Genomic DNA, 25,143 nt, shown 5'->3' with positions numbered 1-25,143 from the left:
AGTTGATTTTAATCTTAAAATCTTAAATTTATCGCGGAAAAATAGAGAGTTTAAATGTTAAACGTACTAACAATTATTTATCTCGTTGTTGCAATTGCATTAATTGGATTTATTTTAATGCAACAAGGTAAAGGTGCTGATGCAGGCGCTTCTTTTGGGTCAGGTGCTGCTGGAACAGTTTTTGGTTCAGCAGGTTCAGCAAATTTCTTATCAAGAACAACAGCGATTTTAGCAATTATCTTTTTTAGCATTAGCTTACTTATCGGTAATTTAAATTCACATCAAGTGGTGCCAAAAAGTCAATTTGAAGATTTAAGTGGTGTTCATCAAAAAATAGAGCAGCCTGCAAAAGTAGAAACCCAAAATAACGATATTCCTTAATAATTTTGGAATAGAATGAAAAGCTCTGGTGGTGGAATTGGTAGACACGCTATCTTGAGGGGGTAGTGTCCATAGGATGTGCGAGTTCGAGTCTCGCCCAGAGCACCAAATATAAGAGCCTAATCGAAAGATTAGGTCTCTTTATATCCTAAAAGAATAGCCTGTTTATTACAGGCTATTTTGGTTTATAGGTATATTGTAATTTTTTAAATCGATTGATTATCTTCTACTTTCTCAACTAATTTCTCACCTTTGCCAGTAAGAGCAAATAAAATACATAATAAACCTAAAGTAAATGCAGCCCAGCCGAAAATGATGGCATTCCATCCTTCCGCCACATAGCTAATTGCCGCACAGCTTATCGTTAATAAAGCCGTTATAAATGTTCGCATTACAGCTCCGATACATTTGTTATTTTTATAAATAGTTAAATAAGACCTAAGGAGTATAGAGTTACTCCACAAAAGATTCAGCATTAAATTATGATCGTTTAATAACTGATCAGACGCCCTTGAAAGGGCGCACCATTATAACGATTTTTTGAGAATGCACAATTAAAAGTACACAAAAGTAGCAAATATAATCAGATTTATCTTCTCTCTCTGAGAGAGAATGTACGATAAAGGTAAGGAATGACTTGTTCTAAACAAGAAAATTCTTATATAATATCAAGTTCATTATGTTAGGATAATTAAAGGACTGAGAATGAAGAAAAAAGCAATGCAGGCAGTGGGTTTCGGACTTTTTTGTGCGTTTTTAATTCTCTATATTGCTCCTTTAGTCAATAATAAGATTCACGCTATAGGGCAATCAAATATTGCTATTGCCAGTTATCATGATGCGGTGAAGTTAGCCTCTCCAGCTGTAGTTAACGTATACAATCGTTCCCCAAGCCAAAATGGCGAAAATTTCGAGGTGAAAAATTTAGGTTCAGGTGTAATTATGACCGCTGATGGTTATATTTTGACAAACAAGCATGTTATTCAAAATGCGGCGCAAATCATTGTCGCATTACAAACAGGTAAAATTTACGATGCAGTCTTGGTCGGAGACGATACGCTCACCGATTTGGCTGTGCTGAAAATTAAAGCGGAGAATTTGCCGACAATTCCTCAGAATGACGAACGTCCGATTCGTATTGGTGATATAGTGTTTGCAATAGGTAATCCATTTAACTTAGGTCAGAGTATTACACAGGGCATTATCAGTGCGACAGGACGTAATGCTTTAACTGACAGTGGGCGTCAGAACTTTATTCAAACGGATGCTTCGGTAAATCGAGGTAATTCAGGTGGTGCATTGATAAATTCAGCCGGTGAATTAGTTGGAATCAATACCTTAAGTCTGGGAAAAACCAGTGATGAATTAGCGGAAGGATTAAATTTTGCTATCCCAATCAATTTGGCAAAGCAAATTATGGATAAAATTATCAAAGATGGTCGGGTTATTCGAGGTTACTTTGGTGTAAATAGTTCGCTTTATTCTGCTGCTAGTCAGGAAAAGACTAAAGGGGTGTTAATTACCGGCGTTGCGGAAAATGGCCCCGCGGCGCAAGCGGGGATTGAAGAGAATGATCGTATCTTGAAAGTGGGAGATATGGATGCAGAGTCGCCAACCCAAATGATGGATTTACTTGCAAATATGAAACCGGGTACGCAAGTTAAAGTACAAATTTTACGTAACGGACAGGTTATGGAAGTAAATGTAATTATCGGTGAATTCCCAGAATTATAATGTTTTTGTCACTTTAGGTAGGAACAAAGAATGAGCAATTTTATTATTACTGTTGATGGTCCTAGTGGTGCTGGCAAAGGTACATTATGTCATGCATTAGCAGACAAATTAGGGCTTGATTTTTTAGATTCAGGCGCAATTTATCGAATTACCGCATTAGCAGCATTAAAAGCGGGTATTGCATTAGATGATGAAGAACGTCTAGCTGAAGTAAGTCGTCACCTCAATGTAAAGTTTATTCCTGAAAATGGCGAGATCAAAGTTATATTAGACGGTGAGAATGTAGGTGATCAAATTCGTACTGCTGAAGCTGGACAAAATGCTTCAAAAGTAGCGGTTTTCCCCAAAGTACGAGATGCTTTATTACAACGTCAGCGTGATTTCAGTTCTCCGAACGGTTTAATTGCGGATGGGCGAGATATGGGGACAGTAGTATTCCCTGAAGCCCAAGTAAAGTTATTTCTTGATGCAAGTGCTGAAGAACGCACAAAAAGACGTGTAAAACAGTTGCAAGAAAAGGGATTTAATGCTAACTTTGACAAGATTTTAGTCGAGATTAAAGAGCGAGACTTTCGCGATAGAAATCGCTCGGTTGCGCCTTTAGTTCCGGCTAAAGATGCGTTATTGTTGGATTCGACAAATCTGTCGATTGAAGAGGTAATTGCTCAGGCAATAGAGTATATTGCGAAATTCAGAACAATTTAATGTTTATTTTGCTAAACATAGGATGTGTTTGGTGATTATTACTAACCCCATTTAACAGGATGTTAGATGGATGTTCATTTTTATTTAAGAAGAAAATTATGTCAGAAAATTTTGCTCAACTACTTGAAGAATTCCTAGCAACAGAAGCTCGTTTAGGTTCTGTCGTTAAAGGTACTGTTGTAGCTATCCAAAAAGGCTATGTAATCGTTGATACAGGTTTCAAATCTGAATCATCAATTCCAGCTGAAGAATTCACAAATGCTCAAGGCGAACTTGAAGTTCAAATTGGCGACCAAGTAGACGTGGTTCTTAAAGCAGTTGAAGATGGCTTCGGTGAAACAGTAGTTTCTCGTGGTGATGCAAAACGTAACGAGGCTTGGATTGCTTTAGAGAAAGCATTTGAGGAACAAGCTACAGTTATCGGTTTTGTTAACGGTAAAGTAAAAGGCGGTTTTACTGTTGAATTAAACGGTGTTCGTGCATTCTTACCAGGTTCGTTAGTTGATACTCGTCCAGTTCGTGATTCTTTAAACTTAGAAGGTAAAGAATTAGAATTCAAAGTAATCAAACTTGACCAAAAACGTAACAACGTAGTTGTTTCTCGTCGTGCTGTAATTGAATCAGAAAGTAATCAAGATCGTGATGAAGTATTAGCGAACTTAGTTGAAGGTTCTGTAGTTAAAGGTACAGTTAAAAACTTAACTGACTACGGTGCATTCGTTGATTTAGGTGGTGTTGACGGCTTATTACACATCACTGATATGGCTTGGAAACGTGTTAAACACCCAAGCGAAGTTGTTAATGTAGGCGATGAAGTAACTGTCAAAGTATTAAAATTTGACAAAGACCGTACTCGTGTATCATTGGGCTTAAAACAATTAGGTCAAGATCCATGGGCTGCAATCGCTCAAAACCACCCAGTAAACAGCAAATTAACTGGTAAAGTAACTAACTTAACAGACTACGGTTGTTTCGTTGAAATTTTAGATGGCGTTGAAGGTTTAGTTCATGTTTCAGAAATGGATTGGACAAACAAAAACATCCATCCATCTAAAGTTGTTAGCGTAGGTGATGTAGTTGAAGTAATGGTACTTGAAATTGATGAAGAACGTCGTCGTATCTCATTAGGTTTAAAACAATGTAAGGAAAACCCCTGGGAACACTTCGCAGCAACTCACAACAAAAACGATAAAGTGACAGGTAAAATCAAATCTATCACTGATTTCGGTATCTTCATCGGTCTTGAAGGTGGTATCGATGGTTTAGTTCACTTATCTGACATTTCTTGGAATGTTTCAGGTGAAGAAGCTGTTCGTAACTACAAAAAAGGCGACGAAGTAGAAGCAGTTGTATTACAAGTTGATGCAGTGAAAGAGCGTATTTCTCTAGGTATCAAACAATTAGAATCAGATCCGTTCACAAACTTCGTAGACAGCACTAAAAAAGGTGCTATCGTGACTGGTAAAGTTGTAGAAGTTGATGCTAAAGGTGTTAAAGTCGAGTTAGAAGGTGGCGTGGAAGCGTTCATTCGTGCTAACGAAGCAGCTCGTGATCGTATTGAAGATATCACAACAGTAATTTCTGTTGGTGATTCAATTGAAGCGAAATACACTGGTGTTGATCGTAAATCTCGTGTTGTTAATTTATCTGTTCGTGCGAAAGATGAAGCTGAAGAATCAGCAGCAATCGCTCAAGTGAACAAACAACAAGAAGTTGAGATGCCAAACGCAATGGCAGCTGCTTTCCAAGCAGCTAAAGGCGAATAATTAGCGTCTTTCTAATTGAAAGCGGGTATGTGAAAGCATATCCGCTTTGATTTAAATAATCAGGAGAAACTATGACGAAATCAGAACTTATTGACAATTTAGTATCACTTAATCCGACATTACAAGTAAAATCTGTAGAAGATGGCGTAAAAGAGCTTTTAGAGCAAATTATGTTGTCTTTAGAACAGGGTGAACGAGTTGAAGTAAGAGGATTTGGTAGTTTTTCTTTACATTATCGCCAGCCTCGCCTAGGTCGTAACCCTAAAACAGGTGAAAGTGTTAAATTAGATGCGAAATATGTTCCTCATTTTAAAGCGGGAAAAGATTTGAAAGAGCGTGTTGATTTAGCATAAATAGTTATGGTGTAACTATTTGGTTTACCTATCTAAATAGAGGAAAGAGACGATGAAATATATTTTAGGTATTTTAATTACCTTAGCCGTAATTATGGTTGCGGTAACCATTGGTGCAAATAACGATCAATTGATCACTTTCAATTATGTTCTTGCGCAGAGCGAATTACGTTTATCTAGCCTCGTTGCTATTTTATTTGGTTTTGGCTTAATTTTAGGTTGGTTAATTACGGGTGTATTCTATTTGCGTCTTAAATTACAAAATATTGCACTCAATCGGCGAGTGAAAAGACAGGCGCAGCAAATTACAGAATTAACGACCACTACGCCAAAGGCTGAGTAATGCTTGAACTACTGTTCCTTTTACTGCCGATTGCCGCTCTTTATGGGTGGTATATGGGACAAAGAAGTGCAAAAAAGGATCAAGAATCTATCAATAATAAATTTTCCCGTGATTATGTTACGGGGCTGAATTTTCTTTTATCTAATCAGCAGGAAAAGGCGGTTGATCTTTTTCTGTCGATGCTCCAAAAACAAGAATCTGAAAATCAGATTACTACCGAATCTCAATTTGAAGCTGAACTTACACTCGGGAATTTATTTCGTTCCCGTGGTGAGGTTGATCGTGCTTTACGTATTCATCAAGCTCTTGATGCGAGTCCACATTATTCTATAGAACAGAAATTACTTGCTAAGCAGCAGCTAGCTAAAGACTTTATGGCTGCCGGTTTTTATGATCGTGCTGAAAATTACTATATTTTATTACTTGATGAACCTGAGTTTGCTGTTAATTCGTTAACACAATTAATGGTGATTTATCAGAAAACTAAAGAATGGAAGAAAGCGATCAATGTTTCCGAAAAATTGTTAAAAATTGAGCCGGATACAGATAAAGTGCCATTAGCGCACTATTATTGTGAATATGCTCAAACGATAAAAATGGAAAATGTTGAAGAGCATTTAAATGCTTTAAATAAAGCGTTGGAGTATTATCCGCTTTGTGCGAGAGCCTCTATTTTGTTAGGCGATTATTACTTAGAGCAATATCAGTTCAAACGTGCCTTGATGCATTTTGAACACCTTCTTTTACAAGATCCAAATTATATTAGTGAAGTTTTACAGAAAATTAAGGCTTGTTATATTGCACTTGATGACTTGGTTAATTATGAGCTGTTTCTTATCCGAGCGAATCAAATTAAACATAATAGCAGTGTAGATATCGCATTAACCGAGTTTATTGAGCAGAAAGATGGGATAACGGCAGCGTACTCAAAGCTTTATCAACAATTGAGCCAATATCCTAATATGTTAACCTTTCATCGATTTATTCATTATCAAATTAATGAAGCGGAAGACGGAAGAGCGAAGGATAGTTTAGTGCTTTTACACAACATGGTCGGTGAGCGCATTAAAAAGGGTTTCCAGTACCGTTGTTTGAACTGTGGCTACCAAAGTTATCGCCTTAGTTGGTATTGTCCTTCTTGTCGCCAATGGGAACAAATTAAACCGATTCACAGTATTTATTGATACATAAACACGCAAGTATATTTATAAACTGAAAATTGAGGAGTCCAATATGGATAATAAAATTATTGTTGCCTTAGACTATGAAACAGAGCATGAAGCATTAAGCTTTGTGGATCAGGTCGATCCATCTCTTTGCCGTTTAAAAGTGGGTAAAGAGATGTTTACTACTTTAGGGACAAATTTTGTTAAACAATTACATGAGCGTAAATTTGATGTTTTCCTCGATTTAAAATATCACGACATTCCAAATACTGTGGCGCGTGCGGTGCGTTCTGCGGCTGATTTAGGCGTGTGGATGGTCGACTTACACGCTTCTGGCGGTTTAACCATGATGGAAGAAGCGAAAAAAATTTTAGAGCCATACGGTAAAGATGCACCGTTATTAATTGCGGTAACGGTATTAACCAGTATGGAGGATTTAGATTTGTTACAAATCGGGATTAATGCGTCACCGATGGAACAAGTTATTCGCTTAGCGCATCTTGCACAACGTGCCGGTTTAGACGGTGTGGTTTGTTCTCCGCAAGAAGTAGAAGTGCTGCGTACGCATTGTGGCAAAGACTTCAAACTAGTGACACCGGGTATTCGTCCGGAAGGTTCGGATTTTGGAGATCAGCGTCGAGTAATGACACCAAAACAGGCAATTGATACCGGCTCGGATTATTTAGTGATTGGTCGACCGATTACCCAAGCTCAAGACCCATTAGCAGTGTTAAAATCAATTAATGCTTCTATTCGTTAATTGATAATTGATTGTGTAAGGTGGGCTGTACGTCCACCTTTTTTATTTTAAGTGGTCAAATTTTTAGGATTTTTTACGAATGACATTAGTATATTCAACAGAAATCGGACGTATTATACCTGAGAAAGTAAAAGCGGAGCGTCCGAAAGGTGATGGTATTGTGCGTATTCAGCGTCAAACTAGCGGCAGAAAAGGTAAGGGCGTGTGTGTGATCAGCGGATTAGATTTGGATGATGTTGAACTCAAATTATTAGCGGCAGAACTGAAAAAACGCAGTGGTGTTGGTGGCTCAGTAAAAGATGGATTGATTGAGATTCAAGGCGATAATCGAGATTTACTGAAACAAATTTTGGAACAAAAAGGCTTCAAAGTAAAATTTGCCGGTGGTTAATCATTGTTATAAAAGCGGTTGAATTTTACTCATTTTTTGTAAAATTTTAGCCAAATTCAACCGCTTGTTTTCTTAGAAAACTAGACTTTTTCTCTTTCCCAAATGGTTTTTTTTGCGAAAACCAATTTATTCCCAGTGTGTTTGATCATCTCAAAGCGAATTTCCCATACATCACTCGGTTTTAAGTGGGCGATTGGATGGCGAGTATAATAGCAATCTAAAGCCTCTTGGCGAGCTGTTGAATCAATTAAACAGGTGCAATGCGCTGAGAACTGAACACCTTCAATGCCGGTAAGTGTTTCAACTTGAGCGGCAATTGTGCCTACAATATGTGAGTTTTCTTGCATCAACAGACCGTGGCGAGTGTTTTTATTGGTAAGAATGATTAAGCGAACTTGTTCGCTATCGAAAGCATAAAAACAGTTTGCCGCCCAAAAGTCATTTTCACCATAGACAGCAAAACTCACAACATGATTTTGGTAGATAAAGTGGCTGATATGGGAGGGAAGTTTCTGTATCATATATTCTTTTAGAATATCCTGCTAGAATAGTAGGATATTGCGTCTATTATTAAGCTACAAACATTTGCCAAAAATAAGAGAAAGGCATCACTAAAATCAGTGCCGGCAGCATATTGGCAACGGCAAAATGTTTGATACCGCAGATACGTAAGCCGGTTGCGAGCATAATAAAGCCGCCGGCAGTTGAGAAGTCGGCGAGCATATTTGGTGTAGTGAGTGGCATAATCAAGCTGGCTAATAATGCTAAGCTAACTTGCACGAGAATCAATGGCACGGCAATGCTTGAAACCGCATAACCCAAAGTAGCGGCAAAAATGCCGGCAGTGAAGAAATCTAAGATCGCTTTAATAAACAATACGGATGGGTCGCCGGTCATGCCTTCTTTCATTGAGCCGAATACGCCCATACCGCTGGCACAGAACAAAATTAAAATCGCCACAAATTGATTTAAGAATTCTTGGTGTGAAACACCGGATGGAGGGAAAATTTTATCCACCATACCTCGCATTTTGCCGGCTAAGCTACCGATACCTTTTTCTAAACAAATTAACTCACCGATAATTGTTCCAACAATTAATGCCAATATCACGGCAGACATATTTTTTGCGCCGATAATCAACATAATTCCCAAGCCCATTGAGCAAAGCCCAAATAGCGGAGGTAAGTTACTTTTCACTCGCTCTGGTAATTTTGCACCTAAAAATGCACCGATAAGTCCACCGATTAATACGGCGGCACCATTGACATAAGGGCCTACGAGCATTCTTACTCCTTATTGTTGGTTTCGCCCCAGCGAGGCATTGGTAAATTGAAATCAAATAGATCTAATGCTTTAGAAACACTGTGTGTTACCAGCTCATCTATTGTAGTTGGATTTTGATAGAAAGCGGGTACCGGCGGGAAAATGATGCCGCCCATTTCTGTGACTCGGCGCATATTATCAATATGAGCTAAGTTAAATGGGGTTTCTCGTACCATTAGCACCAATTTACGGCGTTCTTTTAATACGACATCTGCCGCTCGAGTTAAAAGATTATCGCTAAAGCCGAGCGCAATCGCTGAAAGTGTACGAATTGAGCAGGGGGCGACCAACATACCGAGGGTTTTAAAAGAACCGCTGGCAATACTTGCGCCGACATTGTGAATAGAGTGTACTTGTGAAGCTAAATCTAGCAGCTGTTCCCGCTCAATATTCGTTTCTAATGAACGAGTCATTTCTGCCCCTTTAGTGAGTACTAAATGGGTTTCCACATCAAGCGATTTAAGTAATTCAAGTGCTTTATAGCCGTATTGAAAGCCGCTTGCACCACTAATACCAATAATAATTCGTTGTTTCATAAGTAACTAAAAAAGCGGTCGAATTTTGCAAAAAAGTTGCAAATTTTGACCGCTTATAAGATTAGCGTAAGGTCGCTACCAACATGGTTAACATAAAGCTTACCACGGCTAAGATAAAGTTCTTAAGCGAGAACGGTTGTGATTTTTTAAATGCCTTCGCACTGAACACGATATAAAGCACTAAAAACGCAATTTTAGGGATAAGCCATTGCATTTCATTTAAAGCATAAATACCGTTCGAAAGTAAAATCACTAACAGGATGATACCCGAAACAAGTAATAGCGTATCAATAAGGTGTGGTGCAATACGTAAAATTTTATATTGGCGCCACTCCACCATTTTTGACGCCAGTACGCCACGTGTCAGTAACAAGAGCAAACTGATATAGGCAAAGCCTACATGGGCTAATACTAATTGAGGAAAAAATCCCATAATCACTCCCAGATTAAATAAAAAAATAAGCAGTCAAAATTGCAAATTATTCTGCAATTTCAGTTTTTAAATATTGGAAAATCTCACGATAGTTTTTAGCCGGTTTATTCGCCTCACGTTCTTTTTGCGCACTACGAATCAAGTTGCGTAAATGCTGGCGATCTAATTGCGGATACTCGTTCAGTAAATGATTTAAAGACGCATCGCCCATATTGACTAGTTGATCACGCACTAATTCCAGCTTGTGTAGTAACGCTTGCTGTTGGTTATGGCGATTTTTTACTTTATCCAACGCTTCTTGGATCGGCTCCGGATCACGATTACGCAATAATTTACCGATAAACTGAATTTGGCGGCGGCGAGCTTCCAGTTTGAAGCTCTGCGCTTGACGAATAGCGTCTTTCAAATCTTCGTCAAGTGGAATTTTTTCGAGGTTTTGCGGGGTTAATTCAATTAATTCCGCCCCGAGTTTTTTTAGATGTTCTGAATCTCGTTTAATTTCGCTTTTACTCACCCAGATGATTTCTTCTTCCTCATCCGTCCAATCAATTGTATTTTTGCTACGTTTTTTAGCCATTGTTATTCCTTCAATCGTAAAAATACCGTATTCTAACAGAAATTTAAGGTAGAATATACGCATCGTCCTTAGCCATTTTTAATTATCAATTTTAAGTTAACAAATCATGTCATTAACAACAAAACAAGATCTCCAAAAACAAGAGCAAGAACTTCGTCAAGCGGTTGAATTTGCCCTTAATTTTGCAAAAAAATCAGGAGCAGAAGCGGAAGTCGGGGTAACAAAAGTTGCCGGACTTTCGGTTTCAACCCGTTTAGAACAAACAGAGAATATCGAATTTAATAATGACGGTTCGCTCGGCATTTCGGTATATGTCGGAAAGCGTAAGGGCAATGCGTCAACTTCGGATTTACAATCGCAATCGATTCAACGCGCGGTCGAATCTGCATTAGCGATCGCAAAATATACTTCGGAAGATGAGTGCGCCGGTTTAGCTGATGAAGAGATGATGGCATTTGATGCGCCAGATTTAGAACTTTATCACCAAGCGGATATTTCGGTAGAACAAGCGGTTGAATTGGCCTTAGAAGCGGAACACCATGCTTTAAATGCAGATGAGAAAATTGTGAATAGTGAAGGAGCAACCTTTAATTCACATAGTGGTGTACGCGTGTATGGTAACACGCACGGTATGTTGCAAAGCTATCTTTCAAGTCGCTATTCGCTTTCTTGTAGTGTGATTTCTGCCTATGAAGATCAATTGGAACGTGATTATGAATACACGATTTCACGCGAATTTGACAAATTGCAATCACCGGAATGGGTCGGTCGTCAGGCGGCGTTTAAAGCGGTTGATCGTTTGAATCCGCAAAAGATCAAAACTTGTGAAGTACCCGTGATTTTCTACAATGATGTAGCAACCGGTTTAATCGGGCACTTAGCCGGTGCAATTAGTGGTGGCGCTTTATATCGTAAATCAAGTTTCTTATTAGATAAGTTAGGTACACAAATTTTACCAAGTTGGTTTGCAATCTCTGAACGTCCTCATTTATTACGTCAGTTAGCTTCATCCGCTTTTGACAGTGAAGGGGTTATTACGCAAGATAGAGAAATTATTACTGATGGCGTATTGCAAACTTATCTGATGACCAGCTATTCGGCACGTAAGATGGGCTTAAAAACGACCGGACATGCAGGCGGTATTCATAACTGGTTAGTCAAACCAAACCGAATAGGCGGTTTGGACACACTTCTAAAAGAGATGGGAACCGGTTTATTGGTGACTGAATTTTTGGGCTCAGCAATTAATGCGGTAACCGGCGAGTATTCACGTGGTGCTGCTGGTTTTTGGGTGGAAAACGGCGAGATTCATTATCCAGTGGCAGAAATTACCATTGCCGGTCAGTTACAAGAAATGTATAAAAACTTAGTCGCAGTTGCTGATGATATTGAGCATCGCTCAAATATTCAAACGGGCTCAATTTTATTAGATAAGATGAAGATTTCCGGTGAATAAAATTTACACCGTTTGAGAATAATTCTTATTGACATTAACAAGGCTGTTACTTAAAATAGACTCTGTTACATTTTAGGGTAATGTAACACTGCTAAATAACTTTATCGTCATCTGAAGTTATAAAGCAATTAGGGTAAAAGTAAATTCGTTAGGTCAAAATGGCTAGTCCGTAAGGGCTAGCTATTTTTTTATGTTAAATTTTGCAAAACATTGGCTAAATTTGACCGCTTGTATTGTAAGCAAAAGAAAAGGCGAACTCTTGTTCGCCTTGTAAAAAGTTATAAACAGTTCTTATCGCCACGAGAAAGACTAATAACGCCTGAGCGTACAATCTCAACTACGGTCGTTTCTTGTTTTACCGCTTCAATAAAGGCATTCAGTTTTTCACTGGTACCAGATAATTGAATGGTATAGAGCTTCGGCGTAATATCCACGATTTGTCCCCGGAAAATATCTGCCATACGCTTTAATTCGTCACGAGCTGAACCTGTCGCTCTCACTTTCAACAATAACACTTCACGTTCAATGTGCTCGGTAGGACTTAAATTTGATACTTTGAACACATCAATCAGTTTATGTAATTGTTTTTCGATTTGCTCAAGCACGTTTTCATCTCCTTGAGCCACAATCGTCATACGAGAAAGTGTTTCGTCATCAGTCGGTGCAACGGTTAAACTTTCGATATTAAACCCACGTTGAGAAAAAAGACCTACCACACGGGATAATGCACCTGATTCGTTTTCGAGTAATACTGATAATGTTCTACGCATCTGTTCGCTCCGTTTTGCTTAAAATCATCTCATTCATTGCACCGCCACGAATTTGCATTGGGTAAACGTGTTCGGTTTCATCTACTTTTACATCAACAAACACTAATTTGTCTTTAATTGCAAAGGCTTGAGTGAGTTTTTCTTCTAATTCACTCGGGTGATCAATCGTAATACCGATATGACCGTAAGCTTCAGCTAATTTTGCGAAATCAGGTAATGAATTCATATAAACTTGTGAATGTCGACCTGAATAAATCAAGTCTTGCCACTGTTTTACCATACCTAAGAAGCGGTTATTTAAACTCACAATCACAACCGGTGTGCCATATTGTTTTGCGGTTGAGAGTTCTTGGATATTCATTTGGATTGAACCGTCACCGGTGACACATACCACGGTGGCTTCCGGATGGGCAAATTTTACACCGATTGCAGCTGGTAAACCGAATCCCATTGTGCCGGCACCGCCTGAATTAATCCAACGGCGAGGTTGCTCAAACGGGTAGTGAAGAGCTGCGAACATTTGGTGTTGACCGACATCCGAAGCAACATAGGCATCACCTTTGGTGATTTGATGAATTAATCGGATCACTTGCTGCGGCTTGATTACATCTTTGCTTTCTTCAAAACTGAGGCATTGGCGTGCTTTCCATTCATTGATTTGTTGCCACCAAGCGGTCAAATCCGCTTGATTTTTTGCAAGATTTTCTTCTTCCAACAAGCTGAGGAATTCTTCTAATATATTTTTCGCACTACCTACGATCGGAATATAAGCCGGTACGGTTTTTGAAATAGAAGCCGGATCGATATCAACGTGAATGACTTTTGCATTCGGGCAATATTTCGCCAGATTATTCGTGGTACGGTCATCAAAACGTACACCGATCCCGAGAATTAAATCACTTTCGTGCATTGCGTTATTCGCTTCATAAGTACCGTGCATACCCAACATTCCTAAGAATTGTTTATTCGAAGCTGGGAAAGCGCCTAATCCCATTAATGAACTGGTAACCGGCAAGTTTAATTTCGTTGCAAAATCGGTCAGTTGTGTTGCACATTCTGCAGAAATAACTCCACCCCCGATATATAACACCGGTTTTTTAGCCACTAATAGGGCTTTTAATGCCTTTTTAATTTGCCCTTTATGACCTTGTACGGTCGGGTTATATGAACGTAATGAAACCTCTTTCGGATATTCATAGGTAAATTTATTTGCCGGATTAACCATATCTTTTGGAATATCAATTAATACCGGGCCAGGGCGGCCGGTTGACGCAATATAAAAGGCTTTTTTGATGGTCGACGGAATATCTTCCGGATTCTTGATCATAAAGCTATGTTTCACCACAGGGCGTGAAATGCCTAGCATATCGCATTCTTGGAATGCATCACTACCGATTAAACCGGAAGGTACCTGACCGGTTAAGATCACAAGCGGTACAGAGTCTGCGTAAGCGGTGGCAATGCCGGTAATCGCATTGGTTGCTCCGGGGCCGGATGTTACTAACACACAACCGACTTTACCGGTTGAACGGGCATAGCCATCAGCCATGTGTACCGCAGCTTGCTCATGGCGTACGAGAACGTGATTGATATTATCAAGCGTATGAATGGCATCATAAATATCTAATACCGAGCCACCCGGATAGCCGAAAACGTATTCTACGCCTTCGTCTTTCAAGGATTGAACAACCATTTCTGCTCCGGAAAGTTTTTTCATTGAATCCTCCAACGATTTTTTAAGTGAAATATTGTGTTTGCTCTATATGTAAATGGATTTTGCTAAAAAATAAAATGTTTGTCTAGAGGTGAGAAAGTGTTCTAAAAGGTGGTTGATTGGTTTAATATGCTATATATTTAAAATATTTAGGATTTTATAAAATAAAAAGGCGATTTTTTCTAAAAAAAGATATTTTTAACCAAATTTTATAAAATGAGGAGAATTAAATCTTTTTTGTGAAGATAAGTAAAAATACTCAGAATAGGTAGGAAAGAAAAATAGTGTGAATATGCCACACTATTTCAAACATTTTAATCAAAGTAAGCGTTTTCGAGTTGAGCCGCTTGTTCAGGTTGTTCATTTGCAATCATTTCTTCCACCTCGGTGGTAAGTTTGGCAATCGCATTGCGGTAGGTAATTTCAAGAGTTTCTGTACTCGTTGCCATCACGCCTTGATCATTTAAGAAACCATCGTTGACATCATATACCCAGCCGTGAATCGACAGTTTCTTACCTCGACTCCACGCCGCTGTAACAATTGAGCTGCGTCCTAAATTGTAAACTTGTTCGGCAACATTTAAACGGGTCAGCATATTGGCGCGTTGTTCAGAAGGAAGATTACCGAGCAAATAGCTGTGTTTGAACCAGAGATCACGAATGTGCAAGAGCCAGTTGCTAATTAAACCATAATCTTCAACCGTTCCCATCGCCGCTTTAATACCGCCGCAATTGGTATGCCCGCAAATGATGATATGCTTGATATCTAATACATCGACAGCATACTGTACGACAGAAAGGCAATTTAGATCGGTATGAATAACTAAGTTTGCTACATTACGGTGAACGAAGAGTTCCCCTGGGCCTAAGCCGGTTAATTTTTCAGCGGGAACACGGCTGTCTGAACATCCTATCCAAAGATAGGTCGGTTTTTGATGTTCGGCAAGCTGTTTAAAGTAATCTGATTGCTCATCTTTCATCTTAGTTGCCCAAGCATGATTGTTGGCAAACAGTTGTTCGATTTGTTTCATCATGTTCCTTAATATTGTTATCAAATTGTTAGACATTCTAGCATAAAGCTGTTCAAAATAAAAAAGCGGTTGAATTTACAAGATTTTTTGCTACTGTGAGAAATAAAATTCTTATCGAGCACACTAGAAAATATTATGAGCTCAGCACTTCAGCTTTTTTTAGCTGATATAAAAAATGCCCGAATATTAGATTAGCGAGCAAGATCTCATTGAATTTTGTGAAAGCTTAGTAGTACAGACGTTTCCCCTTCCTTGACTGTTATTTCTGTTTATTTGAGGAAACAGGCTTTTACAACGTTTACCTGAGTTTTGTGTTATAACAGTCCTTTGATGCTGAAGCTTGTTATCTTAATTTTGTGCAAGGAAACTCGCTTCTTTTTAGCATTGTGGTCGGTTTGATTTATAATAAAGCCGAGCAAATTCCAGAAGAACTAGCTGCTCACAAAGCTAGAAAACCATGGTATCGATGGGAAGATTTGGTATATTGGAAGAAGTGGTGGCAGTAGTTGCTTTTGCTTCCGATGATGCTATATTTGTAACTAGTTCGGATTATGCGTTAGAGAGCGGTATAAATGCTTCCTTGAGTTCACAAGCGGTCATTTTCTCCCAAATTTCTGCAATTATTTCAAGGATAATTTCAGTGAAAAAACGACTGCGTGTAGATATAGCAACCAGCTAATGGATAGACGTGATGTGAACTGGGCATTTTTCGATCCGCCAGCACTTTATGCTGTGGATCGAACAAAATTATGTATGCTTAAAACGGTAATTTAAGCGATATTTTCGTCGCTGATTTAGCCTGTGCGTTTGGCAGATGAGATATAAAATAAAGCGTATTTTCAGCATGTTGCCGTTGTGGAAGATTGTTAGTTTTTAAAAGCCACGTCACGTTAATATTAATAAAAGGTGATTTCTAGCTATAAAATAAAAAATCCTCGTGGTTGAAAATTCACGAGAATTGTAATAAAACCTTTGTTATTGCGTTATTCTACAACTGTAATTTTGGACGCTGATGCACCACGTTCACCTTTAATGAGTTCAAATTGTACTTTTTGTCCAACTTTGAGTGAACGATATCCTTCACTCTGAATTTCTGAAAAATGGACAAAAATATCACCTTCAAAAGATTCACAAGTAATAAAACCAAAACCTTTTGTATTGTTGAACCATTTCACGATGCCAATTTCCATAATAATCTCCTGTCCTATGGCGTTAATAATACACCGTAAATTTTAGTCAAAAATGTTATTGGAGCAACGTGCAATTTTCAAAAATTAGCACTAGATCACAAAATTTCTTAAAACACGGAAGTTTCTAGTTTTAATGCGCCTTTTTCGACCACAATCGCTTTACCAAATTTTTTCACTAACGCTTCTTTGGCTTTGCTTTCATCTAAGGTATAAACCGGTGTGTTATTCAGAATATTTGCTAGTCCGTCCATTAGCATCGGCAGAAAAATTTGTAGGTCATCTTGATATTTTTCAGGTGTAGCAGAGTAGCTCAGTAAACGAATATCCTTTAAATATAAAGCACCTTTTTCTGCATCGTAGAAAGGTGTGGTGTCCATATTCAGATAGAGTTTAGCATCATATTTTTTGCCTTTAGCTTGCAAGATGCCGTCAATGATGCCGGAAACTGCGACTTTTTTCTCATCCGTTTGTCCGATTTGGGTGGTAAGGTTGTAAAGGCGATAGTCTAATTGAAAGAGCCCCGTAATTCCGACTCTATCCTTTAACGGAATTTTTTCCGCTAAACGCGTTTCGAGATATTGGTTAATTTCTTGTTCGTTGATACTGAATGCATGTACATTACTGATAAGCGATAGCAGTAATAATGTACCGGTGAGTAAAAGTTTAAACGCTTTTTTCATTATACTTCCTTCTGTCCAAGATAGCTTATTCTAGTTTTGTTAAGCAAAAAAGAGTAGAATAACGCTCTTTTAGTTTGGATCGGACTATAACAATTCCGTTCAATGAAGGAAACAAAATGATTAAAAAAATTATCATTTGCCTCTGTGCTTTTGCTTTAGCTAGTTGTGCTGTCGGTGGTAGTGCGAGTGTTGGTGGTGGTTCAAATGGTGTGGGTGCGGGTTTCAGTTTAGGGACAGGAATCCGCTTTTAGTTTGCAGATAATAAGCGGAATATGACCGCTTGTTAGTGTGTTTATAGACTGTTTATCTATAAGGAATGTTTATGAAATATGAATTAAAAACAACCAGCGGCAATGCACGCCGTGGCCGTTTGACATTTTCTCGTCCGAAAGGCGAGTATGTGGTCGAAACACCAGCATTTATGCCGGTTGGTACATACGGTACGGTAAAAGGAATGACACCGGAAGAGGTGGTGGCAACCGGTGCGCAAATTTTATTAGGTAATACTTTCCATCTGTGGCTACGCCCAGGGCAAGAAGTGATGAAATCACACGGTGATTTACATGACTTTATGCAATGGCATGGTCCGATTTTAACCGATTCAGGTGGTTTCCAAGTATTTAGCTTAGGCAAATTACGTAAAATTAAAGAGGACGGCGTAACTTTCCAAAACCCGATTAGCGGTGAGAAAATTTTCCTTTCGCCGGAAAAATCAATGGAAATTCAATACGATCTCGGTTCGGATATCGTAATGATCTTTGATGAATGTACCCCGTATCCAGCAACGTTTGATTACGCTAAAAACTCAATGGAAATGTCATTGCGTTGGGCAAAACGTAGTCGTGATCGTTTTGACGAGTTACAAAATCCACGTGCGTTATTCGGCATCGTACAAGGCGGTACTTACGAAGAATTGCGCAAGATCTCAGTTGAAGGTTTAGTCAATATCGGTTTTGACGGTTATGCGGTCGGCGGTTTAGCGGTGGGCGAACCGAAAGAAGAAATGCATCGTATCCTTGAATTTACAACACCGTTATTGCCACAAGATAAACCTCGTTATTTAATGGGCGTAGGTAAGCCAGAAGATTTAGTTGAAGGTGTACGTCGTGGTATCGATATGTTCGACTGCGTAATGCCAACGCGTAATGCACGTAATGGTCATTTATTTGTCAGCAACGGTATTGTGAAAATTCGTAATGCAAAATATAAAACCGATACAACACTATTAGATCCGGAATGTGATTGCTACACCTGCAAAAACTATACGAAAGCGTATTTATATCACTTAGATAAATGCGGTGAAATTTTAGGTGCGCGTTTAAATACTATTCATAACTTACGCTATTATCAACGCTTAATGGCACAGATTCGTCAAGCGATTGAAGAAGATTGTTTTGATGATTTTGTGGTTGAATTTTATGCCAAAATCGGCAAAGAAGTTCCACCATTACAATCAGAAGTGAATAAATAATTTTACATTGGTTATGGCACAAGTTTAGACTTGTACCTTTTTCTCACTTATTTATTGCATAGAGGTAATTATGCAACAGCTTGAACCACAGCAATTTGCGAGTTGGTCTGAACCAATTGAGATGTTATACGCTTGTCATAGCAAGGTAAAGCGTTTTTGCAAACAGTTACACATTTTGCCGGAATATTTGGCAAAAAATGGGGTTAACCAAGCAGTTAAAAATGATGTACAGCAGATTCTCAACTATTTCAATCTTTCCGCTCCGTTGCACCATGAAGATGAAGAGTGTGATTTTTTCCCAGCATTGCTTCAAGTTCAACCGCAAGCACAAGCAGAAGTTGATGAGCTGGAAAGTCAACACGAGTTATTACATCATAATTGGGCATTACTTTCTGTACAATTAGAAGCGTTAGTCGCAGGTGAGCGAAACGAAATTGATCCGGAACTTATTGCACGTTTTATTGCAGAATATGAGGTTCACATTGCGATTGAAGAGCCGCTTTTTGAATTAGGGCGTTCTCACTTAGCACAATTGGAACTGGAAAAAATGGGCAAAATTATGGCAGCACGTAGAAAAGCATCACCATAAATAACGGCATTTCCCTATTAATGAATGTATATCAATTAGATTTAACTGCATATAGCTGCCCCATGCCCTTATTAATGGCAAAAAAAGCGTTAGCGAGTTTACCCGTCCATAGTACATTAGTGATTTGTATAAATTTAGCGAGTAATCAGGATGACTTTAAGCTGCTGTGTGAACAATATGGATATCAGTGGCTAGGTTATCAGAATGGGGATATAAGGCGGGTTATCATAATAAAAAAATAAGCGGTCTATTTTTGTAAAAGTTTTACCAAAAGAAACCGCTTGTTTATTTAATAACTCATCACTTTTATGACCAGCCGTTATTACGTCTACGGCGAGGCAGAATAAATGGAATAAATAGACCGAGTAATAAACCCGCTGCTAATACAGAACCACCATAGATGAACCATTGAATAACAATTTCACGCTTCTCAGAATCATGCATTGTTTCTAAGTCGCGATTTTTATTCTTCAATACTTCCAATTCACGTTTAAGTTGTGCATTTTGATCAAGTAATTCACTACTTTGCTGCTCAGCTTGTTGACTACGACGTTGCATTTCAACGGTACGTTGTTGCCAATCGCTGTCAATCTTACCTAATTTGGTGCTTAAATCCTTCACTTGTTGCTGTAGTTGAGGGATTAAATCTTTTGGACTTGCTGTTTGAGAAATTTCTGAAGCAAGTACCCAGCCTTCACGATTTTTGCTATCACGAATAAGAACAAAGCGATCTTTACGGCCTAACACCGTTACTTTTTCTCCTGCTTGAATAGCACCTGAGATTTTATATTGATCACCAGCTCCTTTACGCATATAAGTACTGAGGTTTTCAGTAATATAATCTGCCGAAAAAGCAGGAAGAGAGGTTCCGAGTAATAAACAAGCGAGTAGGGTCGACTTTCGTTTTAGCATAATCGATGTTCCTTTTAGTCAGTAAAAAGGAAAAACACACTAATGTACTTTTCCCAGAGTTAAAAAATTAATAGAAAATCGCTAATAAAATTTCATAAATCGCAATAGCGATAATTGCGCCAGCAGGTAATGTGATTACCCATGAAGCAACAATATTGCGAATAATACCTAAGTTTAATGCCGCAATACCTCGTGCAAAACCAACACCTAAGATTGCACCAACGATGGTTTGCGTTGTTGAAATCGGTAAACCGGTACCAGAAGCGATAACTACAGTGGTCGCACAAGCAAATTCAGCAGAGAAGCCACGGCTTGGCGTTAAATCAGTAATACCGGTACCCATAGTACCCATGACTTTGTAACCCATGATAAGCATACCGGCAGCAATACCTGCAGCACCTAAAGGAAGAATCCAAGGTGCTAATGCCGCTTTGCCGCTTACCATATCGCCGCTTTCTACGATTGATACCACTGCTGAAAGAGGACCTACCGCATTTGCTACATCATTTGAACCGTGTGCGAATGCCATTGAACAAGCGGTTAGTAGCATTAAGATACTAAATACTTTTTCTACACCACCGAATGCCGCACCCTGAGCACGTTTTGCAAATGCTTCGCTACGGAAGTAGAAGTAACAAGTGATAACGGCAATCGCAGCGATAACTGAAGAGATTAACATGGTTTCTGTAGTAGTTAGATGTAAACCAACGTGCTTCAGACCTTTAGTCATTGTAACGATACTTAAAATAAAAGCAGTTAATGCCATATAGAAAGGACCGTATTTTTGTGCATTTTTCATTGGCTCAGCCGTATCGAAGATCAATTTCTGTGTACTGGTGAAAACCCAGTAAGCAACGATACCGGCAATAACTGGTGTAATAAACCAGCTACCTACGATTCCACCTAATTGTGCCCACTGCACGGCATCACTACCTACTGTTAAGCAACCGAAACCGATAATTGCACCAATGATAGCGTGTGTTGTTGAAACTGGCCAACCCATTTTGGATGCGATTAATAACCAAAAACCGGCAGCAAAAAGCGCAGACATCATGCCTAATACCAAGACATCAGGTTTGTCAGCGAAAAGTGAAACGTCAATAATACCGCTTTTAATCGTTTCGGTTACTTCGCCACCTGCAAGATAAGCACCGGCAAATTCAAATATCATTGCAATAATAATTGCTTGACGTGCAGTGATCGTACCAGAGCCTACTGATGTTCCCATTGCATTAGATACGTCATTGGCACCAATACCAAAAGCCATAAAAAAACCAAAAAGGGCAGTAATAATGACTAACGTAGAGCCATATTCTTGAAGTAATTCCATTAGAATCTCCTTAATATTATGCTTTGGCCAGCATTAGCTCGATACGCGATCCTACACGTTGAGCTTGGTCAGCTAAAATGCTAACTCGTTCAATACATTTATATAAAAACATTACATCAATCGGGTTAAGATCATTTTCAACAGTTCTTAATGTACGGCGCAATACGATTTGAAGCTGATCGGTATCGTCTTCAATTTGATCTAGTTCTAAAATCATATTGTTTACAAATTTTAGTTCACGACCGCGAAAGCCTGTCTCCAATAGTTCGTCTAATTCAGCAAGTACTTTGCGAACTTGGCGAGTGGAATCAAGACTACGAGAAAGAAACTGCTTGAAAGGTTCTTGCATCGGCTCAGGAATCACTAATTGACGGCCGATGATACGGCCAGAAATATCTCTTGAGTAATTTGCTACTTTATCTAATTGAGTCACTAACTCTAACAAGTCGGTTCGTTCTACCGGTAAGAATAAACCGCGAGGAAGTTTTAAACGGATTTCACGTTTTAAAGCATCTGCACGACGCTCTAAATCGATAATTTGCTCACGTACTTCAGCTGCCTTTTCCCAATCTTTTTGGAAAGTTGCTGCAAAGAACGGTTCGAGAAGTTCACTACATTCAGTCACTTTTACAGACAGTTTTTGTAGTGGTTTAAGTGGCGATTGTGCGAATAAACCTAAAATGTTATTCATTGCCATAGGGATATCTCCATTGTGATTAAATTTACTCAATTTTATACAAGACAAAGTCTCTTTTATTTTACTTTATACAAGCTAAAAGATCACTGGAAAATAGAAAAATAAGCGGTCTAATTTGTAAGATTTTTTACCAATTAAACCGCTTGAAATATATTTATTAAAATTTAATCAATTAAATATGGTGAATAACTAAGCGTTTGCCATTATGTTCAAGGACTTCCGCATCCAGATTAAATACAGTTTTTAAATTTTCTGGCGTAATAATTTCCTCCGGTGAACCGGTCATAATAATCTCACCGTTCTTCATTGCCACAATAGTATCGGCATAAGCTGCTGCCATATTGATATCATGTACAACCATTATTGTAGTCAGTTGTAATTCATCGGTGAGTTTACGTAGTAAGCGCATTAATTCTCTTGCATGAAACATGTCCAAATTATTTAATGGCTCATCAAGTAAAACATGCTGCGTTTGTTGGCAGAATGTCATTGCAATTAAAGCTCTTTGGCGTTGACCTCCAGAGAGTTCGTTTAAAAAGCGATCTTTAAATTGCTCAAGTTCGAAACGTTGTAACGCTTTTTCGATAATTTGCTTATCTTGTTCTCTGATTTTTCCTTGATGATGCGGATAACGACCGAACATTAATAAATCTCGTACAGTAATACGGCTATGGATGACATTATCTTGCGTTAAAATAGCAAGATGTTGTGCAATTTTACGCGAATCTGTTTCCATAATATTGTAATTATTTAACCAAATTTGACCGCTTTGTATATTTTGCAATCGGGCAATTAGGGACAGTAGGGTAGATTTACCCGCGCCGTTTGCACCGATAAGAGCGGTAATACCACCATTAGGAATATGTAAATTAATATTATTTAAAATAGTCGTATTGCCAATTTTATGAGAAAGATTTTTAATATCGATCATCGTTATTTCTTCTGTTGTTTCAAAATCAAATAAATAAATACTATACCGCCGAAAAACTCGATGACTACGCTAAGTACCCCTTGCATTCCTAGCAGTTGTTCGAACACAGCTTGCCCTAACACTAATGTTGTTGCAGAGATAAAGAATATCATCGGGATACGTACACTGTGTGCGATCACAGGACTAAGTGCATTAACGATCGCACATACTAATAAGCCTAAAAATAGGATTGGGCCGACTAACGCGGTAGAAACTGATACCAACAATGCACAGCAGATCAGCAGTTGGAGAGAAAATGTATGGTAATTGATCCCTAAATTGATCGCACAATCTCGTCCCAGCAGCAGAACATCAAGTTTATGACGTTGCTGCCAAATCCATAAACTACTAAGTATAGCAATGATTACGCCAATCCACAGTAATGTCAGATTGACACTATTAAAGCTGGCAAAAGATGAGCCTTGTGCAACGGCGAATTCTTCGGGGTCGATCATCCGTTGTAGCAAGTTATTCAGACTTCTGAACAACACACCAAAAATCACACCGACTAGAATCATTCGGGTTAGATCATTATGTTCTTTAGTGAGCGTTTTAAATAATAGAAGTGAGCCGCATAACATCAGTATGCTTTCGAAAGCAAACTTATTCGCAATATCTAATTGTGTAAAGCCAATACCGCCAAAGATAAAGATCAATATGGTTTGCGTAAGCAAATAAAGCGAATCAAATCCTAGAATGCTTGGCGTGAGAATCGGGTTATTTGTCAATGTTTGGAATAACAATGTTGATATACCGATCGTATAAGCAATTGTTAAAAGCAACAAAAGCTTTTTCCCTCTGAACGGCAAGATAAAATCCCAATTACCATTAGCATTAAACGTCATAAAAAATAACGTACTTGCAGCTAAGATAAGTCCTAATAGAATAAGTAAAGATGTAGATTTACGCATGACGCTTCCCTCTAAATAAGAAATAGAGGAATACGACAGTACCGCAAATACCGAAGATGGTGGAAATTGGTACTTCATAAGGAGTATTAATAATTCTGCCAATGATGTCACAAACTAAAACGAGATTTGCACCCAGTAATACCACGGTGGGGAGGTTTTTACGTAAGTGGTCACTGGCTAAACGAGAGACAATATTCGGTACGACTAAACCGATAAAGGGAATTTGCCCGATGGTTACTACGACAACAGCGGTAATAAGTGCAACAGTAATTAAGGAAAACCATATCATTCGGCGATAATTAATACCGAGGTTAGTGCTAATATTTTGCCCTAGACCAGTGATACTTAATTGATCCGCTGTAATATAAATGACAACAGCGAGCACAGAGGTAAGCCATAACAATTCATAACGACCAGCTAAAACGCCAGAAAAATCACCGGAAAACCAAATGGATAACAGCTGTAGTGAATCAGTCTTGTAAGCAATGAAGGTGGTAATCGCTTCAATAATATTGCCAAATACAATTCCTACGAGCGGAACCATTAGTTTTTGGTGGGGTGGAAGATTGCGTAGTAGGAGCATAAAAATTCCCATACCAATCAATGCACAACAAGTGGCAAAAGACATTTTTGCAACAAGCGGTGCAGCAGGAAAAATAAGGCTGATAGCTAATACGCCAAATGCAGCACTTTGGCTAGCACCGATCATGCTTGGTTCAATAAAACGGTTTTTTAATACAATTTGTAATACCATGCCAGCAATACTCAAGGTTGCACCGACTAAAATAATGGCAAGGGTACGAGGAAGACGACTGATAAAAAACAGTTGTGTTTGTTCCGGGTCAGATAATAAAGCCGACCAATGAAAATCGGCAACCCCCACAGACATACTCAGAAGACTGAGAATTAAAAGCGAAAAAAAACTAAATTGAGTAAGCGAAAACATAGGCTAGT

At 38.6% G+C, this 25,143-nt stretch carries 32 protein-coding genes and 1 tRNA gene; 16 read left to right on the top strand and 17 right to left on the bottom strand.

Annotated features, from left to right (window positions below; all coding sequences use genetic code 11):
- The first annotated feature begins 54 nt into the window (after positions 1-54).
- Positions 55-381 (top strand): preprotein translocase subunit SecG, encoded by a 327-nt coding sequence (secG, locus tag C228_RS0107120; RefSeq protein ID WP_018651976.1) that lies wholly within the window; start codon positions 55-57, stop codon positions 379-381.
- 22 nt (positions 382-403) lie between these two features.
- Positions 404-489, top strand: a tRNA-Leu gene (locus tag C228_RS0107115).
- Between the two features lie 98 nt (positions 490-587).
- On the opposite strand, the gene C228_RS0107110 is transcribed toward C228_RS0107115, so the two are convergent.
- On the bottom strand, positions 588-773 hold the full coding sequence (locus C228_RS0107110) for a hypothetical protein (RefSeq protein WP_018651975.1): 186 nt from the start codon (positions 771-773) through the stop codon (positions 588-590).
- A 313-nt stretch (positions 774-1,086) separates the two neighbouring features.
- Here C228_RS0107110 and degS point away from each other — a divergent pair, with 313 nt between their 5' ends.
- The 8 genes from degS to yciH all read left to right on the top strand — a co-directional run bounded on the left by degS (position 1,087) and on the right by yciH (position 7,599).
- Entirely contained in the window at positions 1,087-2,115 is a 1,029-nt protein-coding gene (gene degS, locus C228_RS0107105; protein ID WP_018651974.1) for an outer membrane-stress sensor serine endopeptidase DegS, read from the top strand.
- Between the two features lie 30 nt (positions 2,116-2,145).
- Positions 2,146-2,820, top strand: coding sequence for a (d)CMP kinase (gene cmk / locus C228_RS0107100; RefSeq protein WP_018651973.1), 675 nt, complete (start codon positions 2,146-2,148; stop codon positions 2,818-2,820).
- Between the two features lie 98 nt (positions 2,821-2,918).
- On the top strand, positions 2,919-4,586 hold the full coding sequence (gene rpsA / locus C228_RS0107095; RefSeq protein WP_018651972.1) for a 30S ribosomal protein S1: 1,668 nt from the start codon (positions 2,919-2,921) through the stop codon (positions 4,584-4,586).
- 71 nt (positions 4,587-4,657) lie between these two features.
- Positions 4,658-4,939 (top strand): integration host factor subunit beta, encoded by a 282-nt coding sequence (locus C228_RS0107090; RefSeq protein ID WP_005622991.1) that lies wholly within the window; start codon positions 4,658-4,660, stop codon positions 4,937-4,939.
- A 52-nt stretch (positions 4,940-4,991) separates the two neighbouring features.
- Positions 4,992-5,282, top strand: coding sequence for a LapA family protein (locus C228_RS0107085; RefSeq protein ID WP_014991418.1), 291 nt, complete (start codon positions 4,992-4,994; stop codon positions 5,280-5,282).
- Positions 5,282-6,466: a lipopolysaccharide assembly protein LapB gene (lapB, locus tag C228_RS0107080; RefSeq protein ID WP_018651971.1), complete on the top strand. Its 1,185-nt coding sequence runs from the start codon at positions 5,282-5,284 to the stop codon at positions 6,464-6,466. The genes C228_RS0107085 and lapB overlap by 1 nt, the downstream gene beginning before the upstream one ends.
- 49 nt (positions 6,467-6,515) lie before the next feature.
- Positions 6,516-7,208: an orotidine-5'-phosphate decarboxylase gene (pyrF, locus tag C228_RS0107075; RefSeq protein WP_014991420.1), complete on the top strand. Its 693-nt coding sequence runs from the start codon at positions 6,516-6,518 to the stop codon at positions 7,206-7,208.
- A gap of 79 nt (positions 7,209-7,287) precedes the next feature.
- Positions 7,288-7,599: a stress response translation initiation inhibitor YciH gene (gene yciH / locus C228_RS0107070; RefSeq protein WP_018651970.1), complete on the top strand. Its 312-nt coding sequence runs from the start codon at positions 7,288-7,290 to the stop codon at positions 7,597-7,599.
- Between the two features lie 80 nt (positions 7,600-7,679).
- On the opposite strand, the gene C228_RS0107065 is transcribed toward yciH, so the two are convergent.
- The 5 genes from C228_RS0107065 to yjgA all read right to left on the bottom strand — a co-directional run bounded on the left by C228_RS0107065 (position 7,680) and on the right by yjgA (position 10,468).
- Positions 7,680-8,120 (bottom strand): PNPOx family protein, encoded by a 441-nt coding sequence (locus C228_RS0107065; RefSeq protein ID WP_018651969.1) that lies wholly within the window; start codon positions 8,118-8,120, stop codon positions 7,680-7,682.
- A 49-nt stretch (positions 8,121-8,169) separates the two neighbouring features.
- On the bottom strand, positions 8,170-8,883 hold the full coding sequence (locus C228_RS0107060; protein ID WP_018651968.1) for a DUF554 domain-containing protein: 714 nt from the start codon (positions 8,881-8,883) through the stop codon (positions 8,170-8,172).
- 2 nt (positions 8,884-8,885) lie between these two features.
- Positions 8,886-9,458 (bottom strand): UbiX family flavin prenyltransferase, encoded by a 573-nt coding sequence (locus C228_RS13395; RefSeq protein ID WP_018651967.1) that lies wholly within the window; start codon positions 9,456-9,458, stop codon positions 8,886-8,888.
- A 61-nt stretch (positions 9,459-9,519) separates the two neighbouring features.
- The gene (locus C228_RS0107050; protein WP_018651966.1) at positions 9,520-9,891 is read right to left on the bottom strand and encodes a SirB2 family protein; all 372 of its coding nucleotides are present in this window, start codon (positions 9,889-9,891) and stop codon (positions 9,520-9,522) included.
- 46 nt (positions 9,892-9,937) lie between these two features.
- The gene (gene yjgA / locus C228_RS0107045; RefSeq protein WP_018651965.1) at positions 9,938-10,468 is read right to left on the bottom strand and encodes a ribosome biogenesis factor YjgA; all 531 of its coding nucleotides are present in this window, start codon (positions 10,466-10,468) and stop codon (positions 9,938-9,940) included.
- Positions 10,469-10,574: 106 nt separating this feature from the next.
- Here yjgA and pmbA point away from each other — a divergent pair, with 106 nt between their 5' ends.
- Positions 10,575-11,924, top strand: a complete 1,350-nt coding sequence (pmbA, locus tag C228_RS0107040) for a metalloprotease PmbA (RefSeq protein WP_018651964.1) — start codon at positions 10,575-10,577, stop codon at positions 11,922-11,924.
- Between the two features lie 278 nt (positions 11,925-12,202).
- Here pmbA and ilvN read toward each other — a convergent pair whose 3' ends face one another.
- From ilvN to can, 3 genes are all read right to left on the bottom strand, one after another.
- On the bottom strand, positions 12,203-12,694 hold the full coding sequence (ilvN, locus tag C228_RS0107035) for an acetolactate synthase small subunit (protein WP_005622980.1): 492 nt from the start codon (positions 12,692-12,694) through the stop codon (positions 12,203-12,205).
- The gene (locus C228_RS0107030; RefSeq protein ID WP_018651963.1) at positions 12,687-14,411 is read right to left on the bottom strand and encodes an acetolactate synthase 3 large subunit; all 1,725 of its coding nucleotides are present in this window, start codon (positions 14,409-14,411) and stop codon (positions 12,687-12,689) included. The genes ilvN and C228_RS0107030 overlap by 8 nt, the downstream gene beginning before the upstream one ends.
- Before the next feature lie 311 nt (positions 14,412-14,722).
- On the bottom strand, positions 14,723-15,439 hold the full coding sequence (gene can, locus C228_RS0107025) for a carbonate dehydratase (RefSeq protein ID WP_018651962.1): 717 nt from the start codon (positions 15,437-15,439) through the stop codon (positions 14,723-14,725).
- A gap of 466 nt (positions 15,440-15,905) precedes the next feature.
- Between can and C228_RS0107020 the strand changes: the two genes are divergently transcribed.
- Positions 15,906-16,118: a hypothetical protein gene (locus C228_RS0107020; RefSeq protein ID WP_155877783.1), complete on the top strand. Its 213-nt coding sequence runs from the start codon at positions 15,906-15,908 to the stop codon at positions 16,116-16,118.
- Positions 16,119-16,422: 304 nt separating this feature from the next.
- Here the strand turns inward: C228_RS0107020 and cspD are convergent, their stop codons facing one another.
- Both cspD and C228_RS0107005 read right to left on the bottom strand, forming a co-directional pair.
- A complete protein-coding gene (cspD, locus tag C228_RS0107010) occupies positions 16,423-16,629 on the bottom strand; it encodes a cold shock domain-containing protein CspD (RefSeq protein ID WP_018651959.1) in 207 nt (68 codons plus the stop codon).
- Positions 16,630-16,736: 107 nt separating this feature from the next.
- A complete protein-coding gene (locus C228_RS0107005) occupies positions 16,737-17,309 on the bottom strand; it encodes a YceB family lipoprotein (RefSeq protein WP_018651958.1) in 573 nt (190 codons plus the stop codon).
- A gap of 116 nt (positions 17,310-17,425) precedes the next feature.
- Between C228_RS0107005 and C228_RS15000 the strand changes: the two genes are divergently transcribed.
- From C228_RS15000 to C228_RS14110, 4 genes are all read left to right on the top strand, one after another.
- Positions 17,426-17,560 carry a hypothetical protein gene (locus C228_RS15000; RefSeq protein ID WP_018651957.1) on the top strand — a complete coding sequence of 45 codons (135 nt, stop codon included), beginning with the start codon at positions 17,426-17,428 and terminating at the stop codon, positions 17,558-17,560.
- A gap of 71 nt (positions 17,561-17,631) precedes the next feature.
- Positions 17,632-18,780, top strand: coding sequence for a tRNA guanosine(34) transglycosylase Tgt (tgt, locus tag C228_RS0106995; protein WP_018651956.1), 1,149 nt, complete (start codon positions 17,632-17,634; stop codon positions 18,778-18,780).
- A gap of 70 nt (positions 18,781-18,850) precedes the next feature.
- Positions 18,851-19,369, top strand: coding sequence for a hemerythrin domain-containing protein (locus tag C228_RS0106990; RefSeq protein ID WP_018651955.1), 519 nt, complete (start codon positions 18,851-18,853; stop codon positions 19,367-19,369).
- A gap of 20 nt (positions 19,370-19,389) precedes the next feature.
- A complete protein-coding gene (locus C228_RS14110; RefSeq protein ID WP_081618471.1) occupies positions 19,390-19,611 on the top strand; it encodes a sulfurtransferase TusA family protein in 222 nt (73 codons plus the stop codon).
- A 64-nt stretch (positions 19,612-19,675) separates the two neighbouring features.
- On the opposite strand, the gene C228_RS0106985 is transcribed toward C228_RS14110, so the two are convergent.
- The 6 genes from C228_RS0106985 to C228_RS0106960 form a co-directional block, all read right to left on the bottom strand.
- Positions 19,676-20,281, bottom strand: a complete 606-nt coding sequence (locus tag C228_RS0106985; RefSeq protein ID WP_018651954.1) for a TIGR04211 family SH3 domain-containing protein — start codon at positions 20,279-20,281, stop codon at positions 19,676-19,678.
- Between the two features lie 67 nt (positions 20,282-20,348).
- Complete coding sequence (locus tag C228_RS0106980) at positions 20,349-21,611, bottom strand: inorganic phosphate transporter (protein ID WP_018651953.1); 1,263 nt, start codon at positions 21,609-21,611, stop codon at positions 20,349-20,351.
- Between the two features lie 16 nt (positions 21,612-21,627).
- Positions 21,628-22,308, bottom strand: coding sequence for a TIGR00153 family protein (locus C228_RS0106975; RefSeq protein WP_014991437.1), 681 nt, complete (start codon positions 22,306-22,308; stop codon positions 21,628-21,630).
- A gap of 172 nt (positions 22,309-22,480) precedes the next feature.
- Positions 22,481-23,239: an iron ABC transporter ATP-binding protein gene (locus C228_RS0106970; RefSeq protein ID WP_018651952.1), complete on the bottom strand. Its 759-nt coding sequence runs from the start codon at positions 23,237-23,239 to the stop codon at positions 22,481-22,483.
- 2 nt (positions 23,240-23,241) lie between these two features.
- On the bottom strand, positions 23,242-24,189 hold the full coding sequence (locus tag C228_RS0106965) for an iron chelate uptake ABC transporter family permease subunit (RefSeq protein ID WP_018651951.1): 948 nt from the start codon (positions 24,187-24,189) through the stop codon (positions 23,242-23,244).
- On the bottom strand, positions 24,182-25,135 hold the full coding sequence (locus tag C228_RS0106960) for an ABC transporter permease (RefSeq protein WP_018651950.1): 954 nt from the start codon (positions 25,133-25,135) through the stop codon (positions 24,182-24,184). Before C228_RS0106960 ends, C228_RS0106965 begins: the two co-directional genes overlap by 8 nt.
- Positions 25,136-25,143: the final 8 nt, after the last annotated feature.

Origin of the sequence: Actinobacillus capsulatus DSM 19761 (assembly GCF_000374285.1) — a bacterium.
GTDB classification, from domain to species: Bacteria; Pseudomonadota; Gammaproteobacteria; order Enterobacterales; family Pasteurellaceae; genus Actinobacillus; species Actinobacillus capsulatus.
Note: the sequence above shows the minus strand (reverse complement) of the source record. Positions and strands in the feature narration are given on the sequence as shown.

Excerpts from the sequence above, each read along its gene's own strand:
- secG (WP_018651976.1), top strand. The coding sequence starts at position 55 with ATGTTAAACGTACTAACAATTATTTATCTCGTTGTTGCAATTGCATTA.
- C228_RS0107110 (WP_018651975.1), bottom strand. The coding sequence starts at position 773 with ATGCGAACATTTATAACGGCTTTATTAACGATAAGCTGTGCGGCAATT.
- degS (WP_018651974.1), top strand. The coding sequence starts at position 1,087 with ATGAAGAAAAAAGCAATGCAGGCAGTGGGTTTCGGACTTTTTTGTGCG.
- cmk (WP_018651973.1), top strand. The coding sequence starts at position 2,146 with ATGAGCAATTTTATTATTACTGTTGATGGTCCTAGTGGTGCTGGCAAA.
- rpsA (WP_018651972.1), top strand. The coding sequence starts at position 2,919 with ATGTCAGAAAATTTTGCTCAACTACTTGAAGAATTCCTAGCAACAGAA.
- C228_RS0107090 (WP_005622991.1), top strand. The coding sequence starts at position 4,658 with ATGACGAAATCAGAACTTATTGACAATTTAGTATCACTTAATCCGACA.
- C228_RS0107085 (WP_014991418.1), top strand. The coding sequence starts at position 4,992 with ATGAAATATATTTTAGGTATTTTAATTACCTTAGCCGTAATTATGGTT.
- lapB (WP_018651971.1), top strand. The coding sequence starts at position 5,282 with ATGCTTGAACTACTGTTCCTTTTACTGCCGATTGCCGCTCTTTATGGG.
- pyrF (WP_014991420.1), top strand. The coding sequence starts at position 6,516 with ATGGATAATAAAATTATTGTTGCCTTAGACTATGAAACAGAGCATGAA.
- yciH (WP_018651970.1), top strand. The coding sequence starts at position 7,288 with ATGACATTAGTATATTCAACAGAAATCGGACGTATTATACCTGAGAAA.
- C228_RS0107065 (WP_018651969.1), bottom strand. The coding sequence starts at position 8,120 with ATGATACAGAAACTTCCCTCCCATATCAGCCACTTTATCTACCAAAAT.
- C228_RS0107060 (WP_018651968.1), bottom strand. The coding sequence starts at position 8,883 with ATGCTCGTAGGCCCTTATGTCAATGGTGCCGCCGTATTAATCGGTGGA.
- C228_RS13395 (WP_018651967.1), bottom strand. The coding sequence starts at position 9,458 with ATGAAACAACGAATTATTATTGGTATTAGTGGTGCAAGCGGCTTTCAA.
- C228_RS0107050 (WP_018651966.1), bottom strand. The coding sequence starts at position 9,891 with ATGGGATTTTTTCCTCAATTAGTATTAGCCCATGTAGGCTTTGCCTAT.
- yjgA (WP_018651965.1), bottom strand. The coding sequence starts at position 10,468 with ATGGCTAAAAAACGTAGCAAAAATACAATTGATTGGACGGATGAGGAA.
- pmbA (WP_018651964.1), top strand. The coding sequence starts at position 10,575 with ATGTCATTAACAACAAAACAAGATCTCCAAAAACAAGAGCAAGAACTT.
- ilvN (WP_005622980.1), bottom strand. The coding sequence starts at position 12,694 with ATGCGTAGAACATTATCAGTATTACTCGAAAACGAATCAGGTGCATTA.
- C228_RS0107030 (WP_018651963.1), bottom strand. The coding sequence starts at position 14,411 with ATGAAAAAACTTTCCGGAGCAGAAATGGTTGTTCAATCCTTGAAAGAC.
- can (WP_018651962.1), bottom strand. The coding sequence starts at position 15,439 with ATGAAACAAATCGAACAACTGTTTGCCAACAATCATGCTTGGGCAACT.
- C228_RS0107020 (WP_155877783.1), top strand. The coding sequence starts at position 15,906 with ATGGGAAGATTTGGTATATTGGAAGAAGTGGTGGCAGTAGTTGCTTTT.
- cspD (WP_018651959.1), bottom strand. The coding sequence starts at position 16,629 with ATGGAAATTGGCATCGTGAAATGGTTCAACAATACAAAAGGTTTTGGT.
- C228_RS0107005 (WP_018651958.1), bottom strand. The coding sequence starts at position 17,309 with ATGAAAAAAGCGTTTAAACTTTTACTCACCGGTACATTATTACTGCTA.
- C228_RS15000 (WP_018651957.1), top strand. The coding sequence starts at position 17,426 with ATGATTAAAAAAATTATCATTTGCCTCTGTGCTTTTGCTTTAGCTAGT.
- tgt (WP_018651956.1), top strand. The coding sequence starts at position 17,632 with ATGAAATATGAATTAAAAACAACCAGCGGCAATGCACGCCGTGGCCGT.
- C228_RS0106990 (WP_018651955.1), top strand. The coding sequence starts at position 18,851 with ATGCAACAGCTTGAACCACAGCAATTTGCGAGTTGGTCTGAACCAATT.
- C228_RS14110 (WP_081618471.1), top strand. The coding sequence starts at position 19,390 with ATGAATGTATATCAATTAGATTTAACTGCATATAGCTGCCCCATGCCC.
- C228_RS0106985 (WP_018651954.1), bottom strand. The coding sequence starts at position 20,281 with ATGCTAAAACGAAAGTCGACCCTACTCGCTTGTTTATTACTCGGAACC.
- C228_RS0106980 (WP_018651953.1), bottom strand. The coding sequence starts at position 21,611 with ATGGAATTACTTCAAGAATATGGCTCTACGTTAGTCATTATTACTGCC.
- C228_RS0106975 (WP_014991437.1), bottom strand. The coding sequence starts at position 22,308 with ATGGCAATGAATAACATTTTAGGTTTATTCGCACAATCGCCACTTAAA.
- C228_RS0106970 (WP_018651952.1), bottom strand. The coding sequence starts at position 23,239 with ATGATCGATATTAAAAATCTTTCTCATAAAATTGGCAATACGACTATT.
- C228_RS0106965 (WP_018651951.1), bottom strand. The coding sequence starts at position 24,189 with ATGCGTAAATCTACATCTTTACTTATTCTATTAGGACTTATCTTAGCT.
- C228_RS0106960 (WP_018651950.1), bottom strand. The coding sequence starts at position 25,135 with ATGTTTTCGCTTACTCAATTTAGTTTTTTTTCGCTTTTAATTCTCAGT.